The sequence below is a fragment of the Bradyrhizobium guangzhouense genome (assembly GCF_004114955.1).
GTDB lineage: Bacteria > Pseudomonadota > Alphaproteobacteria > Rhizobiales > Xanthobacteraceae > Bradyrhizobium > Bradyrhizobium guangzhouense.
The window spans coordinates 249,839-270,189 of the sequence record NZ_CP030054.1 but is presented as its reverse complement, the minus strand read 5'-3'; the positions used below and the strand labels follow the sequence as shown (position 1 = coordinate 270,189).

13 protein-coding genes and 4 pseudogenes are annotated in these 20,351 nt (G+C 59.8%); 7 read left to right on the top strand and 10 right to left on the bottom strand.

What is annotated here, in order from left to right; genetic code table 11:
- The first annotated feature begins 686 nt into the window (after positions 1 to 686).
- From repA to repC, 3 genes are all read left to right on the top strand, one after another.
- A complete protein-coding gene (repA, locus tag XH91_RS35255; protein ID WP_128929794.1) occupies positions 687 to 1,898 on the top strand; it encodes a plasmid partitioning protein RepA in 1,212 nt (403 codons plus the stop codon).
- A complete protein-coding gene (repB, locus tag XH91_RS35250) occupies positions 1,895 to 2,914 on the top strand; it encodes a plasmid partitioning protein RepB (protein WP_128929793.1) in 1,020 nt (339 codons plus the stop codon). Before repA ends, repB begins: the two co-directional genes overlap by 4 nt.
- A gap of 195 nt (positions 2,915 to 3,109) precedes the next feature.
- Positions 3,110 to 4,342, top strand: a complete 1,233-nt coding sequence (repC, locus tag XH91_RS35245; protein WP_128929792.1) for a plasmid replication protein RepC — start codon at positions 3,110 to 3,112, stop codon at positions 4,340 to 4,342.
- A gap of 807 nt (positions 4,343 to 5,149) precedes the next feature.
- On the opposite strand, the gene groL is transcribed toward repC, so the two are convergent.
- From groL to XH91_RS40030, 9 genes and pseudogenes are all read right to left on the bottom strand, one after another.
- On the bottom strand, positions 5,150 to 6,790 hold the full coding sequence (groL, locus tag XH91_RS35240) for a chaperonin GroEL (protein WP_128955104.1): 1,641 nt from the start codon (positions 6,788 to 6,790) through the stop codon (positions 5,150 to 5,152).
- A gap of 46 nt (positions 6,791 to 6,836) precedes the next feature.
- A complete protein-coding gene (locus XH91_RS35235) occupies positions 6,837 to 7,151 on the bottom strand; it encodes a co-chaperone GroES (protein WP_128955103.1) in 315 nt (104 codons plus the stop codon).
- A gap of 1,249 nt (positions 7,152 to 8,400) precedes the next feature.
- A pseudogene (locus XH91_RS39670) lies at positions 8,401 to 9,056 on the bottom strand (IS3 family transposase); the annotation flags it as partial.
- Between the two features lie 407 nt (positions 9,057 to 9,463).
- Positions 9,464 to 9,667: an aminotransferase class I/II-fold pyridoxal phosphate-dependent enzyme gene (locus XH91_RS39950; RefSeq protein WP_256438976.1), complete on the bottom strand. Its 204-nt coding sequence runs from the start codon at positions 9,665 to 9,667 to the stop codon at positions 9,464 to 9,466.
- 89 nt (positions 9,668 to 9,756) lie between these two features.
- A pseudogene (locus tag XH91_RS39945) lies at positions 9,757 to 9,936 on the bottom strand (DegT/DnrJ/EryC1/StrS family aminotransferase); the annotation flags it as partial.
- Between the two features lie 1,410 nt (positions 9,937 to 11,346).
- A complete protein-coding gene (gene aepX / locus XH91_RS35215; RefSeq protein WP_128930179.1) occupies positions 11,347 to 12,204 on the bottom strand; it encodes a phosphoenolpyruvate mutase in 858 nt (285 codons plus the stop codon).
- A gap of 282 nt (positions 12,205 to 12,486) precedes the next feature.
- Positions 12,487 to 13,533 carry a hypothetical protein gene (locus tag XH91_RS35210; RefSeq protein WP_128929790.1) on the bottom strand — a complete coding sequence of 349 codons (1,047 nt, stop codon included), beginning with the start codon at positions 13,531 to 13,533 and terminating at the stop codon, positions 12,487 to 12,489.
- Complete coding sequence (locus XH91_RS40035; protein WP_308421720.1) at positions 13,530 to 14,273, bottom strand: hypothetical protein; 744 nt, start codon at positions 14,271 to 14,273, stop codon at positions 13,530 to 13,532. Before XH91_RS40035 ends, XH91_RS35210 begins: the two co-directional genes overlap by 4 nt.
- A gap of 8 nt (positions 14,274 to 14,281) precedes the next feature.
- Complete coding sequence (locus tag XH91_RS40030; protein ID WP_308421721.1) at positions 14,282 to 14,704, bottom strand: TlpA disulfide reductase family protein; 423 nt, start codon at positions 14,702 to 14,704, stop codon at positions 14,282 to 14,284.
- 968 nt (positions 14,705 to 15,672) lie between these two features.
- Here XH91_RS40030 and XH91_RS35200 point away from each other — a divergent pair.
- A pseudogene (locus XH91_RS35200) lies at positions 15,673 to 16,821 on the top strand (IS256 family transposase).
- Between the two features lie 501 nt (positions 16,822 to 17,322).
- Here XH91_RS35200 and XH91_RS35195 read toward each other — a convergent pair.
- Positions 17,323 to 17,484, bottom strand: coding sequence for a helix-turn-helix domain-containing protein (locus tag XH91_RS35195; RefSeq protein ID WP_232995617.1), 162 nt, complete (start codon positions 17,482 to 17,484; stop codon positions 17,323 to 17,325).
- A gap of 441 nt (positions 17,485 to 17,925) precedes the next feature.
- Between XH91_RS35195 and tnpA the strand changes: the two genes are divergently transcribed.
- The 3 genes and pseudogenes from tnpA (at position 17,926) to tnpC (ending at position 20,340) form a co-directional block, all read left to right on the top strand.
- Complete coding sequence (gene tnpA / locus XH91_RS40205) at positions 17,926 to 18,387, top strand: IS66-like element accessory protein TnpA (protein ID WP_128929789.1); 462 nt, start codon at positions 17,926 to 17,928, stop codon at positions 18,385 to 18,387.
- Positions 18,384 to 18,737 (top strand): IS66 family insertion sequence element accessory protein TnpB, encoded by a 354-nt coding sequence (gene tnpB / locus XH91_RS35185; protein ID WP_128929788.1) that lies wholly within the window; start codon positions 18,384 to 18,386, stop codon positions 18,735 to 18,737. The genes tnpA and tnpB overlap by 4 nt, the downstream gene beginning before the upstream one ends.
- A 39-nt stretch (positions 18,738 to 18,776) precedes the next feature.
- A pseudogene (gene tnpC, locus XH91_RS35180) lies at positions 18,777 to 20,340 on the top strand (IS66 family transposase).
- Positions 20,341 to 20,351 lie beyond the last annotated feature (11 nt).

Genomic DNA, 20,351 nt, shown 5'->3' with positions numbered 1-20,351 from the left:
CGCGTGCGGACGGTACCATGTTATAGCGGGTCCTAGGCGCGTGGCCGCTCGCGTAGCGAAGCCTGCAATGCGCTCGGTCTTTCCCGTTTCTTTGTGGCCGGGCCTAGTGACCGCCATTCTCTCCCTTGGCGAAGGCTTGGCGCGATAACAAAGCCGTTGTCGCTCATGCCGGATGTTGAGGCCGCAAAAGTAGGTGATGACATCGTGTTGAGAAAGGCACCGCACCTTTCCTCGTCACGGCGGATTTGGGAAAAAGCCAGGCACGAAGCTTCGCGTCGCGACGCGGATGAACTCATGGTTGGCGCCGCGGCTGTCCCCTTTTGGGAATCATGAGTGATGCGATAGCCGGTACTGAGAATCTGGCGAAGCCTCTAACGTCGGTACGGAAGCCCCGCCGGGCTGAGCGGCGCTCCGGCCCGCCAGTTCCAGATCCGTATGCGGCTTAATCCAAAGCGGGGCAGGATGCGGCCAACGCCGGCCGGTGACACCTTGATCGCTGGCGCTGCCGCGCACAATGCCTCGACGGCTAAGGTGGCTGTGGGTGGCGGGGGGTCGGCGATGAATGGGTCTGGAGGAGCGAGCGCGCAAAGTTAATCCTTTCATTCTTGCGCCGACTCGGGAATCGTGTTGAGTCTGCAGACGGTAATCCGCCGTCTGAGCTGCAAAAACCGTTTTGGATTGGAAAGATGAGAGTTTTTGAGACAGAGGAGGGGTGGCCGGAGACAGCGAGCGCGCGCATTTCCTGCCATGCCACTCTACTCTCTGGTCAACTCCGCTCGTTGGGCGCCGCCCTTTTTCCACCAGCGGCTGCCAAGACTCTTCGCCCGTTCTCCTCCGGAGAGGTGGCCAAGATCGTTCGCGTGTCAGACGGCTATTTGCGGCAACTTTCCCTCGACGGCCTGGGACCTGCCCCCGCGATCGGTCATGGCGGGCGGCGGTCGTATACCTTAGCTCAAGTGAATGAGCTGCGGGCCTATCTGGCTGCAGCCCGCCCGCGGGAGGCAGTTGATTTTCTCCCACGGCGGCGCCCCGGCGAAAAGCTTCAAATCATCACGGTCGCTAATTTCAAGGGCGGCTCGGCCAAAACAACGACCGCCCTGTATCTGGCCCAATATCTCGCCCTTTCCGGCTTTCGAGTTCTGGCCATCGACCTCGATCCGCAAGCCTCTTTGTCGGCCATGTTCGGCTATCAGCCGGAATTCGACATTGGGCAAAGCGAAACCATTTACGGCGCCATCCGCTATGACGACCAGCGCCGCCCCATGCGTGAAGTTGTGCGGCCGACCTATTTCGAGGGTATAGGCCTAGTGCCTGGCAATCTCGAACTCATGGAGTTTGAGCATCACACGCCGCGCGCCATGGTCGAGCGCCGCGAACGTGGACATGATCTTTTTTTTCGCCGCCTAGCGAGCGCAATCGATCAGGTAAGCGACGACTATGATGTCGTGGTGATCGACTGCCCACCTCAGCTCGGCTACCTGACGATGGGCGCTTTGAATGCGGCGACGGCGATGCTGGTGACAATCCACCCGCAGATGGTCGATGTCGCATCGATGAGCCAATTCCTTCTGATGACGTCGGATTTGATGTCCGTCATCGAGGAGGCGGGCGGCCGCCTCGATCACGATTTCATCCGCTATGTGATCACGCGCCATGATCCGAATGACGTGCCTGAGGCTCAGATCGTTGCGCTGCTGCGCAATCTGTTCCGCGAAAACGTGCTGCAAGCGACAGCCTGGAAATCCACTGCGATCTCCAATGCTGGCCTGACAAAACAATCGCTCTATGAGCTTGACCGCGGATCCGTCGGACGCGGCGCCTATGACAGGGCGGTTGAATCTGTCGATGCTATCAATGCGGAGATCGTGCAGCTGCTGAAGAAGGTGTGGGGACGATGAGCAAGCGCACGGATGCTATCAGGGGGCTTTTTACTGCCGCACCTCAGACGAGTCCGTTGTCAGCTGACAACACAGCACCAGCGCCGCTGGCGCGGGTGTCGTCAGGTGCTGTGCGCTCGCTGAAGGAATCTTTCTCAGAAGTTGAGAAGGAGAATCAGGAGCTTCGGGACAAGCTCACATCTGGCGCGACGATCGTAGAGATCGATCCCGGTCTGATAGATCCCTCGCCCGTGTCTGATCGTTTTCGCGACGACGACACGGCTTCTTACGAACTTCTCAAGCAATCGATTTCGCAGATCGGCCAGGAGGTTCCTGTCCTCGTCCGCAAGCATCCGACAATGCCGGGACGATATCAGAGCGCTTATGGTCATCGCCGGGTGCGTGCCGCGCGCGAGCTGGGTATTGCCGTCAAAGCGATCCTAAAACCGCTCTCCGACGAAGCCCTCGTCGTGGCACAAGGCCTTGAGAACGCGCCGCGGGAGGATTTGAGCTTCATCGAGCGCGCGATGTTCGCAATGCGCATCGAAGATGCCGGGCACAAGCGCGCAGTCGTTCAAGACGCGCTCGCAGTCGATAGGGCCGAAGCGTCAAAACTGATTGCGGTTGCGAGATCCATTCCGCCCGACATTATCGATGCTATTGGCAAGGCCCCAAAGGTTGGCCGCGGGCGATGGCAGAGCTTTGCTGATCTCTTGGCGGATGCGTCGGTGATCGACCGCGTAAGGGCGGCGATCGGGGACGACAAGTTCGCCGGCCGTGAGTCAGACGACAGATTTCTGACGGTGTTCTCGGCCGCGAATAAACCTGCTGCAACTCGCCAATTCGCGCGATCGTCTGCTGTGCTCGCCTCAGATGGACAGCGCATCGCTCAGGTCCGTCAGGGCGATCGAGAACTCAAGTTGACCATCGACAAGAAGGTCCCGGCGTTGTTCGCGGACTTTCTTATCACCCAGCTTCCGAACCTGTTCGAGACGTTTTGCAAATCGGACAGATCCGAGGAGACCACCGGGGCTTAGCCGCCTCATGAACAACCGCGAACCAGGAGCAGCACGGCAAAAGAAAAAAGGCCCCCGCAACGTCACCGTCCCGGAAGCCTCTCTTCGTAGTTTGGCGACTAAAGAGAATCACTTCCGCGCACCATAGTCAAGAGTCTTGTGAGAGACGGCGCCGTTTCGGCGAGCAGATTTTCTTTGCCCGCATAAGGCAAAGACATGCAATCACGTGCCCCAACGACGCCCTTTGGGCGGCGCTCGTTGAAGCTTGCCCATGTGGCAACACAAGTCGCAGTATCGACCAGGCCATCGGAAAAGATCGTCCATAAATGGAAGATCTTTCAGGCCATCTGCATCGCAAGGCCGCGCCTCGGTATCTCTGAGCGTGCGCTGACGGTGCTGGATGCTCTGCTCAGCTTTCATCCCGAGACTACGCTCACGGGTGAGGGTGACCTCATCGTGTTTCCGTCAAACAATCAGCTGACGCTGCGAGCTCACGGCATGCCGGTGTCCACGTTGCGGCGTCATCTCGCTGTGCTTGTCGACGCCGGGCTCATCGTTCGCAGGGATAGTCCGAACGGCAAGCGCTACGCTCGCAAAGGCAGCGGCGGTGACATCGAGCGCGCCTTTGGCTTTGACTTGTCGCCACTCGTCGTTCGCGCCGAAGAGTTCGAGAGGCTGGCTGAGGAAATCAAAGCGGAGGCTCGTGCTATCAAACATGCGCGCGAGCGCATCACACTCTGCCGTCGTGACATCGCCAAGATGATTGCAACGGGCATCGAGGAAAACGTGCCGACCCACAGGGAATGGAAGGGGCCGGCTGATTGGGACGAGGTGCATCGGGCATTCCGTTCGATCGTCGAGACGATTCCACGCCGGGCGACCTGCCAAGAACTTGAGGCGATCGCCGACGAACTATCGCAGCTTGCCGACGACGTCCTCAATCTGCTGGAAACTCACGTCCAAGCAGCAAATATGAGCGCCAATGAGTCCCATACTGAGCGTCACTTACAGAATTCAAACCCAAACACTCTTACTGAACTTGAACCTAGCCTCCAAGAAGGCAGGGCGGCGAGTACCGAGCCGCAACCACAACCGGCGCGATTTGCGGAAGGCTCCTATCCTTTGGGTATGGTCTTGAGCGCATGTCCAGACATCGTCGACTACGCCAAGGGAGGGATTTCAAACTGGCGCGATTTCATTGCGACTGCGGCGGTCGTTCGATCCATGCTTGGCATCAGTCCCAGCGCGTGGGAGGAGGCGCAGAGCGTCATGGGGGAGACTCAGGCTGCAATTGTGGTCGGCTGCATCCTGCAGCGAGGGGAGGTCATCCGTTCAGCCGGCGGATATCTGCGGGGGCTGACGCGAAAAGCCGAGGCCGGCGAATTCTCGCTCGGGCCAATCCTAATGGCGCAGATCAACTCACGACTGCACGAAAAACGAAGGGCCTAACGGCTAGTCTAGGTAAGTGTCTCTTGGGCCCAGCGGCTCGGGCCGTCGCAGGTTTGATGTTGAGGTTCAATTTGAAGAGGTCTTGGCTAACGGACTGGGCGCGAAGGCGACAGCACCTCAAGAAACGTCAGGCCAACATTGCGTACGGGCTAATGAGCGGTGACACCCACAGATTAGATCGTATGCGCCGTCGTTTTGCAACGACCTCAAGGCGCCTGATTCGTTCGCCGCAGCGCAGCAATTATCCGCCGCCAATTAAGCCCTTCGAATCTGTCTTGGCCTTGCATCGCTGTCTTTACGTCATGGCGCGCAGCCACGGCTGGCGCCATGGCGTCGACCACCGCCGGTACGAACTGCGGAACGTCCGCTTTTGTTGCCGGCGCCAGGTAAACACCTGTTGCGGTATCAGCCCGTGTCGTCGGGCATCTCGTCGCCGCCAGCGCCCACGAGTTTTGGCCGAGTGATATGCCTCGATAATGCTGCGCCGCGCTCGAGCATAGCTCTATAAGCCGCGCGACCATGCGTCCGCGAGTCTAAACGAAATGCTCAGGTCCGAGAATTATAAGGCTAACGTTTCTCATCTGCGACCTGCCGTGTGGGTAAACAAAAACCTGATCTGACGATCAGCCAAGGCACGAAGGCAATGCGCAACGGAACCAATCGTGCCGGCCGTTTAGACGGTCCACGCCTAAAAAAGGGTAACCCCGGCATTGCTGCCAGGGTTTGTGCTGTTGGATTTTGCTCAGCGAGATCCCGGATCGGCGGTACACCGCTTGCGCGCTGCACCGCGTCCGGGACGACTCGTCGTTAGAAGTCCATGCCGCCCATGCCGCCGGCGGGGGGCATCGCGGGGCCGGCAGCGGCCTTCTTCGGCAGCTCGGCGACCATGGCTTCGGTGGTGATCAGGAGCGCTGCAACGGAGGCTGCGTTCTGGATCGCGGTGCGGACCACCTTGGTCGGGTCGATGATGCCTTTGGAGACCAGGTTGCCGTATTCGCCGGTCTGGCTGTCGAAGCCGTAGGCGTACTGGTCCTTCTCCAGGATCTTGCCGATGATCACCGAGCCGTCTTCACCGGCGTTGATCGCGATCTGGCGAGCGGGAGCCGACAGCGCCTTGCGCACGATCTCGACGCCGGTCTTCTGGTCGTCGTTCTTGGTGCGCAGGCCCTTGAGCTGCTCGGAGGCACGGAGCAGGGCGACGCCGCCGCCCGGGACGATGCCTTCCTCGACAGCCGCGCGGGTCGCATGCATCGCGTCATCAACGCGATCCTTGCGCTCCTTCACCTCGACCTCGGTCGCGCCGCCGACGCGGATCACCGCGACGCCGCCTGCGAGCTTGGCAAGACGCTCCTGGAGCTTCTCACGGTCGTAGTCCGAGGTGGTCTCCTCGATCTGCGCCTTGATCTGGGCCACGCGCGCCTCGATGTCGGCCTTCTTGCCGGCGCCATTGACGATCGTGGTGTTCTCCTTGTCGATCATCACCTTCTTGGCGCGACCGAGCATGTTGAGCGTGACGTTCTCGAGCTTGATGCCGAGATCTTCCGAGATCGCCTGGCCGCCGGTCAGGATCGCGATGTCCTGCAGCATGGCCTTGCGGCGATCGCCGAAGCCCGGAGCCTTGACGGCCGCGACCTTCAGGCCGCCGCGCAGACGGTTCACAACAAGCGTGGCCAAGGCCTCGCCTTCGACGTCCTCGGCGACGATGACCAGCGGCTTGCCGGTCTGCACCACGGCCTCGAGCAGCGGCAGCAGCTCGTTCAGCGAGGAGAGCTTCTTCTCGTTGATGAGGATGTAGGCGTCGTCCATCTCAACGCGCATCTTGTCGGCGTTGGTGACGAAGTAGGGCGAGATGTAGCCGCGGTCGAACTGCATGCCCTCGACGACGTCGAGCTCGGTCTCGAGCGACTTGGCTTCCTCGACGGTGATGACACCCTCGTTGCCGACCTTCTTCATGGCGTCGGAGAGGAACTTGCCGATCTCCTGGTCGCCGTTGGCCGAGATGGTGCCGACCTGGGCGATCTCGTCGTTCGAGGTGACCTTCTTGGAGTTCTTCTGGAGGTCTGCAACCACAGCCTCGACCGCGAGGTCGATACCGCGCTTGAGGTCCATCGGGTTCATGCCGGCGGCGACCGACTTGGCGCCTTCCTTCACGATCGCCTGGGCCAGCACGGTGGCGGTGGTGGTGCCGTCGCCGGCCGCGTCAGCGGACTTCGAGGCGACTTCGCGCACCATCTGGGCGCCCATGTTCTCGAACTTGTCGTCGAGCTCGATCTCCTTGGCGACGGTGACGCCGTCCTTGGTGATGCGGGGAGCGCCGAACGACTTGTCGAGCACGACGTTGCGGCCCTTCGGACCGAGCGTGACCTTCACCGCGTTGGCGAGGACGTCGACGCCGCGCAGCATCTTGTCGCGCGCTTCAACCGAGAATTTGACTTCTTTGGCTGCCATCTGGAATTTTCCTTAAGGTGTTTGACTGGAGGGAGGAGGGAGGCTCTTAAGCCGCCTTCTTCTTGGACTCGGCGACCTCGAGAACGCCCATCACGTCGCTCTCCTTCATGATCAGCAGGTCCTGGCCGTCGATCTTGACCTCGGTGCCGGACCACTTGCCGAACAGCACGCGGTCGCCGACCTTCAGGTCGATCGGGATCAGCTTGCCAGCTTCGTCGCGGCCACCGGGGCCGACGGCGACGACTTCGCCCTGGGAGGGCTTTTCCTTGGCAGTGTCGGGAATGATGATGCCGCCAGCGGTCTTCTCTTCTGCGTCGATGCGCTTGACCACGACGCGGTCGTGAAGCGGACGGAATTTCATGCAGTCCTCCTAATATTTGCACGAGTTGAGACTTCAACCTTGTGAGCAATCGATGCCTACGAGTGCTAGCGCAGACGCAGCTGAAATAGGACGGGGCTTCTACAGGAGCAAGAGCTTCCAGCAAAAAATCACACTCAGAAGTCGTCTCTGCCAGAATCATTTATCGTAGCTAACTGGCCCGGCCGCTATTAGCGCAGTGTGAGGTTGCCCTGCTCGGCCGAGGTCTGCACGATTTCGCGGCGGATGCTCTTGGCCTGGAAGAACGCTCAGACATTGGTGCGCTCGAGAGTCTTAGTAGTTGCTAAAGCCATTCTTGGTCTCATTGACTGCTCGGATACGGCTCCGGCCGAAACGAACCCTAGCGCTGATGAACGCGCGACGTAACAGGAGTTCGCCGGGCTTGCTTCAGTGGACGGAATTCTCATCGAGTTAGCCGCGACATCCGCAACAGCCAAGGAGTGTGAACAGGTTCGGGATGCCGTCTCGTTCTAGGCAAGCCGATCTTGAAAAATAGCGCCTTTTTTCATCTCGCTCCATCGCTAACCTTGGCAGTTGACCGGAGCTGGATGAAAGCGGCCAGGGGCCGGCGGCGACCTCTTCAAGGAGCTGAACGAAACGCCCGCGCGGGAGAACTGAATCAAGACGAGATCAGCGCTCACGCAAAGTTCAATCGCGCTTCGTCCGCCCTTCTTCCGCGGTGATGCTGATGATCGTATACGCATGCTTCTCGCGTCTTATATTGCGACGAGATGGGCTTCCGGGGAGGCAACGAGATGCAACGCCCCCGGTTTCACCGCATCTTCTTCAGACCGCTCGCGAAGAGTGGGGGCGGCACACGACTGGATCGGGGGATACGCCGAGTCCGCCCCCGCATCACCTTGAGAGGATTGGTGACGCGAGTTTGAAGGTAGCAAACAAGGCGATAGCGTAGCTACTGCAACTATCTCACACCAGGATGGCTCGCATGAGGGTTGAATCGGCCGTGGCGATAGGTTGTATGCTGTTGGGTCCTCGGGTGTCCCGGCTGTGCGGAGAGAAGAAATGCCGATTGTCACGACAGCGAGCGCAAGTGACGGACAAAGAACATTGCAGACAAGACGAAAGATGTGGTTCGGAGCCTAACATCCATCAGCAACAATGCTTCGATTTTCGCCGTTAGTCGCCCCGCTCAACGCGGTCTTCAATCTCGATAGTGCGTCAGACTGACCTCTTTTTGCGCTCTGATCTTCCCCCGAGAAAGCGGACGGGTTTAAGCGGCTTTTAGCTCCATCTCGATCGGAGGGATATATCCGATGGCGGAATAGAGCCTGGTTCGATTGGAGAAGCCCGCGATGAAGGCGAAGATGTCGCGCCGGGCTTCGGCACGGGTCTGGTACTGACGATGATGAACGAGCTCGGTCTTGAGGGTGTGGAAGAACCTCTCCATCGGGGCATTGTCGTAGCAGTCGATGCGTCAGGCCCGCGGCGGTAAGGGCCGCGCGATACTCGTGTGAAGCGTACTGCACTCCGCGATCGGAATGATGGACCAATCCGGCGTCCGGCCGCTGCTGGCGAAGCGCCATCGTCAGTGCGGAGGAGACGAGTTCGACCCGCATGTGATCCGGCATCGCCCAACCGACGATCTTGCGGCTGAAGAGGTCCATGACGGCTGCCAGGTACAGCCAGTCCTCCGCCGTGGGACGTAGGTGATATCGGCCAGCCAGACCCGGTTTGGGGCCGCGGCGGTGAAGTCGCGCGCGATCAGGTTTGGTGCGATCGGCAGATTGTGGCGACTGTCGGTGGTGCGGACGCGACATGGCGGCGCCATGATCGCCCGAATGCCATGCCGTCGCATCAGCCGTTCGATCCGGCCACGGCTGGCCCACGTCCCCGCGTCCGCAGGGCGGCGTGGACTCGAGAACTGCCGCTGGCTGCTCTCGCGATGGACCTGCCGGATCTCGGCATCGGCGTCGCCTGCGTGGTGGGCCGCCACGCCGCCGATGCCGGCTCCTGCCGGAATTTGTCTATCCAGCGGCGCAGCACCGCGCAGACCGAGCTCCTTGGCGACCGATCCGATCGATCGACCACTCGATACCGCCAGTTCAACGGCCTAGCGTTTGTAGTCCTCTGTGAACCATCGAAGTTGACGTTCTGGCATTCGATACCTCCGGGCTCTCTGAGCTACTACAGGTGTCCACTTATTCGGAGGAGGTGCAGAAGTCCTATCTCACGAGCGTCAGAAAGGCGCCGATGCATCAGCCGCTCAGAGCAGCCGTCATGGATTTTGAGGTGGTGCATGATCGCGTGCTGCGCGATCACATTGGCGTTCGAGGTCATATGTCCCTGCAACTTCCTGGCCGCAGAAACGATCTCCGGGGGGCTGCTAAATAGCCCAGTCGCCAGCGAGTGATCGCCAGTTCCTTGGAGAAAGCGTTGACCAGGATCGTCCGTGAACGTACGCCGGGCTGCGCCATGACAATCGATTCATGGCGCTCACGAGTGAATACGAAGCTGGAATAGCATTCGTCGGAAAAGATCCATAACTGGTAGTTGATGCGAGGCCTCCGATAGCTCGAAGGGTACTTCGATCATAGACTGCACCAGTAGGATTGTTGGGCGAGTTGACGATAATGGATTTCGTGCGCGGTGTACCAGCGGCGCGGATTGCGTCAATATCGGAATTATATCGGGGCGGGCGGGCATCAACGAACACGGGTTTTGCGCCAGCGAGAAGAACCTGGGACGGGAATGTCGGCCGGCAGGGACGAATGGCGATGGCCTCGTCACCCGGATCCAGCAGAGCCAACGCAACATTGAGCAGCCCTTGTTTTGCATCCGCTTCGAGACTCTAACTGCCGCTGGATGAACATTCAGTGGCAGGTCAGCAGTTATAACGATATCGTTCAAATGCCAGCCGATGCCGGTTTCCGATGACAGCTTTTCGGCAACGGCGCTGCGAAGCGGCGTCAGGCCGATGGCATCCGTATAGCGGTTTATCTTGGCCTTGATGGCGGCAATTGCCCCCTCGCGGGCCGATGATGGTGGATCGATGATCACTTCACCCGCCGCCAGATCGATGATCGGACGGCGCCATCGGCAGCTAACTTAGCTGCGTCACGAGCGGCGGCAGTGCCCGAACCTAAAAGCAAAGACAGTGGTTGCGCCAGCAGGCGCTCCTCCTGAGCTGATTGTGGTCTTTCACGATCGAACCACTCGGCCGCATTTCGCGATCTGCTCAGTCATAGGTCGCGCTTCGATTACGGCGAACTCCGCAGCAGATGAAGCCTCATAGCCACTCGAGATAGGCGCTCCCTCCTCAATCCAGGCAATGCGTCCTTTCGATTGAAAAGGGCAGCAGAACGTCCTCCCGCCGGAGTATCGGAAACCGCAACGCCAAACCAATGTGCTCGAAACCGCTACTGAGGCGGTGTTCACCAACAGCGCGCGAGCGACTCCGTCGTGGCCAATCGGCGTGGCACATCGGTGGAATGTGGAACCTGCGCGCCGGATGATCGTGTCAGCGAGCCGATCACGCCCTTCCACGCTAAAGGAGAGGACGCACTGACCGTGCTGCATTTCTGCGGTCGATTGTACAGCGCATTGATCACGTGCATTGGCAAGAACAGACTGTGATTCGGGTCGCATGCGGAATTCCTTGCAAGTGACGTGTGAGCAGTCGGGCGCACGTCGGTCAAATATTTGATGCACCGACGCCACCATATCAATTGATAAGTGTGGTAGTTGATCGCACAACCTGTAAGGCATTGGCTTCAGTGGAATGCGCTCTGCAATTCAAAGATCTTCGGTGCTGTCGATGGCGTAACGCCTGAGATCGTCGCATGCATGGCTGCGAGCTGCAACTTTCGAACAGACAAGCAAGAAGCTTTTCTGTGCGGGCCTTGTAGCTCCGGACTCGATGATATCGTGCAGGGCCGCAACGATTGTCGACCTCGGGGTAGCGCCCAGAATTGCACCTGGTTCATCGTCTTAAATGGTCGTGGTCTATTGGCGAGAGGGTTGCCGCGGTTTGTTTCGTGCGGAAACCCGGAAATCGAGCCACGATCCGACAGGAGAAACGATCGACCCTTTCATTAACGGAGCTGCTGCGGCGACATCCGTTGCCTGGCCGATCATCAGATACTTTAAGCGGGACTATCGACAAGGGCGATTGAACCGCAACAATCGATCGAGAACGAGATATCGGGTGGATGAAGACCTATCCTGGGTCAAGATATCGCTCTTCCGCGCGAGCGAGTTCGTCGTACCTTAATAACTCGAAGATCTCTTCAAGGGTCGCGATAGCTGGCTCAATGCTGGCAACGCCTTCCTCAGCGATAATGCGGCCGCAGACGTGCCGCATTGCCGCAGTCGCAGCTCGCATGGAGTGATTGGCCCAGATCACGGTAGAGATGCCGGCATCACGGTATGACGAGACCGGCGTTCGATAGTATTTTGTTGGAACGATTACGACAGGTCGGTGGTTCTGCCAGGAACTCGCGAACGAGAGTATCTCGTCCGCCGTGCTCTTACGCGAGTGAATGAGGATCGCGTCGGCTCCCGCAGCGGCGTAAGCACTAGCGCGTACCAGTGCTTCGTCCATTCCATGGCCGGCGATCAGGGCTTCGATCCGAGCCACGAGGACCAAGTCTTCCGCCACTGTATCCTTCACTGCCCGCAGACGGCCGGAGAATTCATCGATATCTGCGAGCGGATGCCGATCGCCAATGAACGAGTTCATTTTCGGAAAGCAGCTGTCCTCAAGCGCGACGCCGGCAGCGCCGCGCTGACGGAGTTTCCGTGCCAGCAGGCGTGCATTGTTGAAGTTCCCGAAGCCGCCATCACCGTCAACGAGCACAGGCAGTTCGGTCGAGTCGACGATCCGCTCGACCACGTCGACGAGTTGGCTCCATGATGCTTCGTTGGCATCTCGGTAGCCAAGAGAGGAGGCGATTGCGAGGCCCGACGCCCACAGACCTTTGAATCCCGCGCGCTTGGCGATTGCGCCGGAGAGCGCATCGTGAGCTTCCATGAGGAAGGAGAGGTCGCGGTTGGAGCAGATCTGAGCGCGCAGCATTTCTGCAAGTGAGGCGCATGGTTTAGGGCGGTTGCCGAGAACTGACTGTGATTGCATCGCGACTCCTTTGTTGGGACATGTGACCGGCGGACATTCTCGGGATGTTCTGCCAGTTCTCGATCGAGGTAAGCCGATCGCGCTCGTGTGGCTCAAGCGATAGCTGACATGCATTATCTAGATAAATGCTTAGACGTGGCAGTTGACCGAACGACCAAATTATTGGCGAGCGCTGTGGGATACTTCGGGGAGTTCGGTTAAGCCCTAACATCGCACCTGCCCTGATTAACTCGCCGATCTGCCGCTCGAGCGCTGCCCGCTTGCATACTCCCTTAACAGCCACTTGGTGGTTCTATAGCGGCCGACGTAAAGCTTGTAGTTGCGGAGCCGCGCCCGCCTCTTGGCGGATTGCCGGCCGGTGCTGCCGTCCTCGTACAGTGGCTCCATGCTTATGTCGAAGTCGAGGTATGGCATCACCGTAAGCTCGAGGAAGCGAGCGCCTTCGAAGTCTTTGCCGCTATGGGCTGGTTTGTAGCTGGCACGAATCAGCATCGAGCGCAGCAGCATGTGATCCTCGCCATAGATCTGGGTGAAGATCTTGCGCTTCGGCCAGACGATCGACCGGGCGATGATTTCATTCTTGCGTTCCACATAGGCGCAGGCCAAATCGCCGGCGCCATAGGCGCGCGCCGGGTGCTCCGTGGCATTGCCGTAGCCGCCATACTTGCCGAGCTTTTCGACCGGTCCTGACATGCAGCTGGACGGGCCGACAATATAGACATGCTCGATCTCGTCCGGTGTTCGCGCTAGCTTCAGTTCGAGGCCCTGCTGATCGGCCGCGAACAGGTTGGCGAGTTGGGTGATCTCGTCCGCGCCGACGAAGTCGGCAAGGTACTTCTGCAGGTAGGTTCCGACCTTCATCTGAGTGTGGAGGTCTCGCTCACCATTTTCCACGCTCTCGGTGAAGGCAATCTTGCTTTTGTCCTTCCTGGAAACATGCAGAAAATGGTCTTTGGGAATCTGGTCGGCCCACCAGACGCCGGACGCAAAGAATGGTTTTTGATATTCGCCCCGGTCGAAGCGGGCCTGCTCGCGGCAGCGCCAGTTCGGGTCCGGTCCCTTGCGCGGGATCAGTTTACGGTTGAGGGTATTGGAAAGCCCGATCTTTTTCGACCCCCGCGTCTCTGCGATGGTTAGCGCCGCCTTGCTGGCACCGTCGACGAACGGCACGAATGTCCCGGGGGCGGGCATTTCGACGATCTGGTACATCAGGCGATGCCCGGTGCCGGCGAGCTGCGCCAGATCGGCCTCTGTGATTTTATTGTCGCTCATGCGTCATTTTCACGCGTCTGAATACTCGCCCTTAGCTTTGGCGGTGAGGCGGAGCCAAACAAAAGCGCCTCTAAAGCCTTCTCAGTGCTGTACTTGGCCAGGGCCTGAATTAACGGCCGCACATAATACTGTCTCTCTTCTTCCTGTATGAGCTTCGAATCGCTCAGCGAGGTCAGTGCCAGTTCGATCAACTCGATCGCCCGTTCCTTGTTGCCGCTCTCGTAATAGTACTCAGCGATCGCCCCATAAGACCGGAACTTATAGCCATCGGCTTGCGGTGGATTCAGCCATAAAATGTGTTCAGCCAAATCCCTGCCCATTGCAAAGCGCTCGGCAAGGGGGAGGTGCGAGGCATCATTTGCCGGATCGAAGAGTTGGGTTAGAGCCACCGTCATCAATTCCTCGGACCCTTTATCGATCGCGTCACGAACCAATTGGCGCATGACGGGCAAGCCGGCCCGTAAGTCGCGAATTTTGTGAAGCAACAGATTGACATGAATCTCACGAAGGTCGATTTCGTCCGGCATCAAGACGAGCCCCTCTTGGACCGCCGAGAGCGCCGTCGTCCAATCCTTTGCCCACAGCGCCGCCCGAAGTTTAGCGTAGATTGGCGAGGTGGGCGTTAGCTCGCGGGCTACCCGTTGGTTCTGCTCAATCCGCTTCGCGTCGGCGGCTTTAGCTTCTTCGCTGGTTCGCCAGACCCCTTGAAGAACCTTCGGCAAAACATCATTGAGTTGCATTGGATGTCCTATGAACGCGATGTGGCCGTCGCGATCGACGACGAAAGAGATGGGAATCCCGGAGCAAAACTGGGGTCTCCCCAAAGCTGCTTCATCTCGCCTGTGAAGTCGAACGCAATCCGATAGTTCAGTTTCGGAGACGTTTCGGTCAACCACGCCTCCAACTTGGTTCTGGCCTCGTCCGCCGTTGGTGCTTCTTCGCCACATGCGACTCCGATGACCTCAACTCCGCAATCTTTATATTTCTCCTGCAGTTGAACGAGATAGGGCATCGCCGCCGTCATACATCGTCCGCACCTACTTGCCCAAAATTCGACAATGTAGACTTTCCCGCACTCGAAGTTCGCAAGGGGCTGGCCACGCAGCCAACTCCCCACCTTGATGGGAGGAGCCAAAGATTCCATGCGCAGCGCCACGTTGCTGTCCGACATATTATCAAACCCTACGCGACTTATTTTGACCGCTTGTCTCTAAGAAACGGGTGGAGAGCATCGATCGCGTGCGTGCACTCAGCACTCTTAGTACTGCGTGTTTGCAATGAGTGTGCCAGCGGTCGGAGCGCGTTAGGCCTATGATCGCACTTTTGAAAACCCCCCGGCGCCCAATTCGGGCAGTGTTCTGAACCAGACGCGTTTGGCGCCAATGTCACAAACTAGACACAGATCGCGCCTTGCGCCGCCTACAAACACTGGTGTGGCGGTTGTGAGCCGACTTACAAGTATAGCTGGTGAGCTAGACGGATGGTCCGACAAAGACGAACAGTGTGTCCGCCAGCATGGCTTGCTTCGATAGCTCCGACCAGCGCGCGACTTCGTTGTGTTGCACGTCTTAGGTTTAAAGGCATGCAGAAGGGAGCTACGCACGGCATGAGAAAAGCGGGGTAACGAGGCCAGTGCCGAAGCATGCCAGAAGCTCTCAAGGAGAGCGATATGCCGCGAAGGAGATTGCAAACATATCCCATTTCGTCAGCCCGACGAGATCGACGACCCAGTGACCAATGTCCTGCGCGCCGCGGCAACTTCTGGGCAAGCTATCACGAAATTATCTTGCCACGGTAAAAGGAGTTGAAGCCGACGAAAGCGCCGTGTCCTGTGGCATGGTTATGGTCCGTCGCGAACGATCAGGCCGGCAGCGGCCCGATCGAAGTAGCGCGGCCGAATGTCGCAACCGCGGGGCGGCTCGAGATGGCGAGCTGATTCCTGCGTGAGGTTTGTCTGGCGCCGAACCGGCGTCCGGCGAAGCGGCGATCGACGTCTTAGTGGAAAATTACCGCGCCAAGTAGGGCCAGGTGATCAGATTGTCTATCAATAATCGTGCCGCGCTGCTAACCTTCTACGGCTCTCTAGCCGAACATGGGATTCACTTGCGCACGACCACCCGCAACTTCCGAAACGACGAGATGATGAAGCTTCGCGCGCCCGTGGAGAAGGCCCCAGACCTGCGCGAGATGATTGGCTTTGCCGCCAACGGCTGATGAAGCTGGAGGTCGCCGTACAGACCGGAGCGGCCTACGGCGAGCAGAGTGCCAGCGGTTGAACTACGCATTCCCAAACTGCGCAAGGAAGCTACTTCCCGGGTTCCTGGAGCCGCGCCGCATGGCTAAGAAAGCGCTGAGCGCAGTGACGAGGAGGCCTACGTGCAGGGCGTCTCGAACCGCTCGGTGGATCATCTCGTGCAGGCCATGGGCATGACCGGGATCTCCAAAAGCCGGGTCAGCCGGCTCTGCGGTGACATCGAAGACAAGGTGTGAAGGCTTTCCTCGCCTGCCCGATCGAAGGCGACTGGCCGTATTTGCGGACCGACGCCACCCACCTGAAGGTGCACCAGAATAGCCGCATCGTCTCGCTCGCGGTGTTCCTCGCGGCCGGTGTCAACGGCGACGGCCGGCGCGAGATCCTCGGCATGGACATGGGCCCGTCCGAAGCCGAGGCGTTCTGAACGACTTTTCTGCGCAAGCTCGCCCACCGCGGCCTACGTGGCGTAAAGCTGGTTGTGTCCGATGCCCATGAGGGCATCAAGGCCGCCGTCAGCAAGGCGCTCAACGCGACCCGGCAGCGCTGCCGCGCGTCCCCTTCATGCGCAACGTCTTCGCGCATGCGGCAAGAGCCGGCCGGCGCGTCGTGTCCGCCTTCATCGCCACCGCGTTCGCCCAACACAATGTTGAAGCGGCCAGGGCGCAGTGGCGCAAGGTCGCCGATCAGCTCCGGCCTCAAACTGTCCAAGCTCGCGACCCTCATGGACGAAGCCGAGCTCGGCGTGCGAGCCTATATGAGCTTCCCGGCTCCGCACCACGCCAAGCTCCACTCGACCGATCCGATCAAGGGCCTCAACGGCGGAATAAGCGGTGGACCGAAGTCGTCGGCATCTTCCCAATGAAGACGCCATCGGTCGCCTCGTTGGTGCGTTTTTGCTCGAGCAAAACGACCAATGGGTCCTCCAGCGCGCCCGCTACATGACACTGGAAACCATCGCGTCATTGAGCGATCATCGTCGTTCTGCCCGCTGTGGCAGGCTGATGCCTTCCGACCCGCCGGAACATCGGCGGTGACCTGCCGCCAGCTACACCACGCCACGGAACACGATCCGCCCAAAACGCCGTGATCGACGGGCTGAGCCGTCGCCTACAGAACTGCCGCGCGCTCAGATATGCTCCACCAGCGAACTCTCCTTTTCCATGGAAGCTCACGATGCGCTCTCCAGCGTGATCCCAAGAACGCAGGGTTCGAAGCCCGTGGGCGGCGGGCCTACCAATTCTGCCTGCTCTTTCGGCTCGCGAGACGCCAATAAGGATCATGGAGCCAACTCATCGACATGGTCGAGCGGATCGTCGACTCGACCGCACGGCCTGTGCGCGTTCACGGTGATGGCTCCTTCGGCAATTTCAATAATGCGCGCCTGCTAGCACGAGAACTTCGTCAGCGCGGGCGTCCCGGGTGTCGCGTATGAAGGCCCCGGTGAGAGCCGACGCGAACTAGTTGCCAAGGCTCGCATGATGCCATCCACGCAGCATTCCCGGGACTTGAGGCCGTCGCGAAAGCTCGACGTCGCGCTAGTCCTTATCCTCGTCGCGCTCCTGCGACGGATCTGAGATCAGCTTGAGGCGTATCGCCTTGATGATACCCAGGACGCGGGTCCTCGTATCAAGCTCTTGCCGGGCGTTCTTAACATGATAATTGACCGTATTCTCGGTGATCTTCAGTTCCTTCCCCATGACGATCTCCCTTCTGCCCCCAACTGGAGGCATTGTTTTTCGCGCTCGGATAGCTTCACTGACGTATCGTGGTTCATGTTTTAGGCGCTCCGTATTACGACCAGATCGCAATCTCTAACCAGCAAGCCGCATGCCAGTTGGGGGCTTGAGAAAATCAGGCGACAAATGCTTGAGAAAGGGCGGACGATCGATTTGCGTCGCCTTAGCGGTCGAAGCATCGCGACATAAGTCGGAAACTCAACGTCCCCTTTGCAGCACCGGCGACATCAGTCGATATCGATCAAGAAGAGCGCGGCCTAGAATGGGACCGTTTTGCTCTCTTCATCTGCGGCGACGGCGCGGTGTGTAACTGAACAGTAACCGGCATGTGGCCCCCACCGAGCCGCCGCTCGGTTTGCGCTCGATAAAGCCTGGCATGAGCTGATCGGTGGAGGTGGAACGATGGCAAATGCCATGCTTGATGCCAGGCAGGAAGATGACGCCTATCGTCGCGTCGAGGTGATCACCGGGGAGCGCCGACGGCGTCGGTGGACTAGCGAGGAGAAGGCCCGGATCGTGGCAGAGAGCTTTGAGGAGGGTGCGAACATCTCCGAGGTTGCGCGGCGCAATGGCGTTTCGCGCGGGCTGCTTACGGTGTGGCGCCGCCAAGTTGCGGCGGCGGTGGGGGGCAAGGCACCGAACTTCGAGCCAATCGAAATTGGTCCCGGGATCGATAGCGGGACAGCGGGCGAGCATGAACGTATTTCCGGGCTACAGACGAGGCCTTTGGAGATCGCCGCGCCGCCGGCCAAGGTTTGCGGAGTTGTCGAGATCGAGGTGAACGGGGCGCGCATCCGGGTCGAGCCGGGCGTTGAGCTGGCGACGCTGTCGACCGTGCTGGCGGCGCTTCGGGGTATCCGGTGATTGCGCTACGCTCTGACCTCAAGGTGGTGCTGGCGACACAGCCGGTCGATTTCCGCAAGTCGGTGCATACACTGTCGGCACTGGTGAGCGAAGCGCTGCGTGCGAATCCGTATTGTGGTGACGTCTTCGTGTTCCGCAGCAAACGCACGGACAGAGTGAAGCTTCTGGCGTGGGACGGCAGCGGCATGGTGCTGGTGACGAAGTGGTTGCACCAGGGGCACTTCACCTGGTCGCTGATCCGCGAAGGCGTGGTGCATCTCAGTGCGACACAGCTCGCAATGCTGCTCGACGGACTCGAGTGGACGCGCGTCTCGGCCAAGCTCGTGAAGCAGCCGGCAATTGTCGGCTGAGAGGAGAGGATTTCGCTGGAGCCTGCGGCGCGCGGAGGTATGGTCCATTTATGGCGATACGCCCCGGGACGTTTCCCGACTGATCCAGCCGCTCTAACGGAGATGGTGCTCGCGCTCGACGCCCAGAACGAGAAGCTGCGTGTTGCGGTGCAGACGCTCAAGGAGATGATCTTCGGGAAGCGCTCGGAACGCCTTGCCACGCTCGTGGCCGAACAGCTTGCGCTTGAGCTTGACGATCTTGAGACCAGTGTCACGCCGCCTGCAGCTGCCAACGACGATGCACCTGCGGTGAAGCCGTCCGATAAGCTACGTAAGAAGGCGCGCCGCAACATCGGCGCGTTGCCCAAGCATCTGCCGCGCTGTGAGCAGGTCCTGGAGCCGGAGGTGACGGCCTGCCCGTGCTGCCAGGGCCAGCCTCACAAGATCGGCGAGGACGTCAGCGAGGTGTTGAACGTGATCCCGGCGCTCCTGCGCGTGCTGCGCACGATCCGTCCCAAATACGGCTGCCGCGGCTGCACCGATGGCGCGGTCCAGCCAAAGTGCTGCCGCGCCTGATTGAGGGCGGTATGGCCTCGACGGCCCTCGTGAGCCATATGGTGGTCTCGAAGTTCGCCTGGTATTTGCCGCTGTACCGGTAAGTTCAGATCCTGGCCGGCCACGGCATCCATCTTGACCGCGCGACACTCGCCGGTTGGGTCAAACGTACCGCCTGGTGGCTCAGGAGCCTTTATGAGCTGTAGCTGCGGATCATTCAGGCTGCGCCGCGCGTGTTCTGCGACGAGACGCCGATGCCGGTGCTTGATCCAGGACGACATCGTCCCCGCATCTGCCAGTTCTGGGCGCATGCTATGGATCACCGGCCATGGGGTGGCCCCTCGCCGCCGGCGGTTACCTACGTATTCGCCGACGGCCGCGGCACCGAGGAGATCGCCGGACAGTTGACGGGCTTTTGCGGCGTTCTGCAGGTGGACGGTTATGCCGCCTACAAGGCCGTGGCCCGCCGTCATGGCGGCGCGATCCAGCTCGCCTTTTGTCTCGTCCATGCTCGACGCAAATTCGTCCAGGTGTACAAGTCCACGCAGTCGCCATTCGCGCGCGACGTGATTGAACGGCTGCAGGCGGTCTATGCGATCGAGGCAGAGATCCGCGGCAGCAGTGCGGAGCAGCGGCTGGCCGCCCGCCGCACCAGGAGCGCCCCGTTGATGGTGGCGCTCAATGCGCTACTGATTGAGATGAGCTGTTTTCCCAATCGAAGCTGACAGAGGCGATCAACTATGCGCTCAATCACTGGGACGGACTGACGCTGCTTCTCAGCGATGGCCGCGTCGAGGTCGATTCCAACACGGTCGAGCGTTCCATGCGCCCGATTGCCATGGGAAGACGCAACTCCTTGTTCAGCGGGAGCGAAGGCGGTGCCGAGAGCTGGGCCATCCTCGCGTCGCTCATGAACACCGCAAAGCTCCATGAGCTCGATCCGCAAGCCTATCTGACCGACGTGCTGGAGCGCATTGTCTCCGGTGGAACCAAGAGCCATCAACTGCGCGAACTGCTCGCCTGGCACTGGAAGGCGGCGCGCCAGCGCACCGCACAGGCCGCGGCATGAGCCCGGGTCGT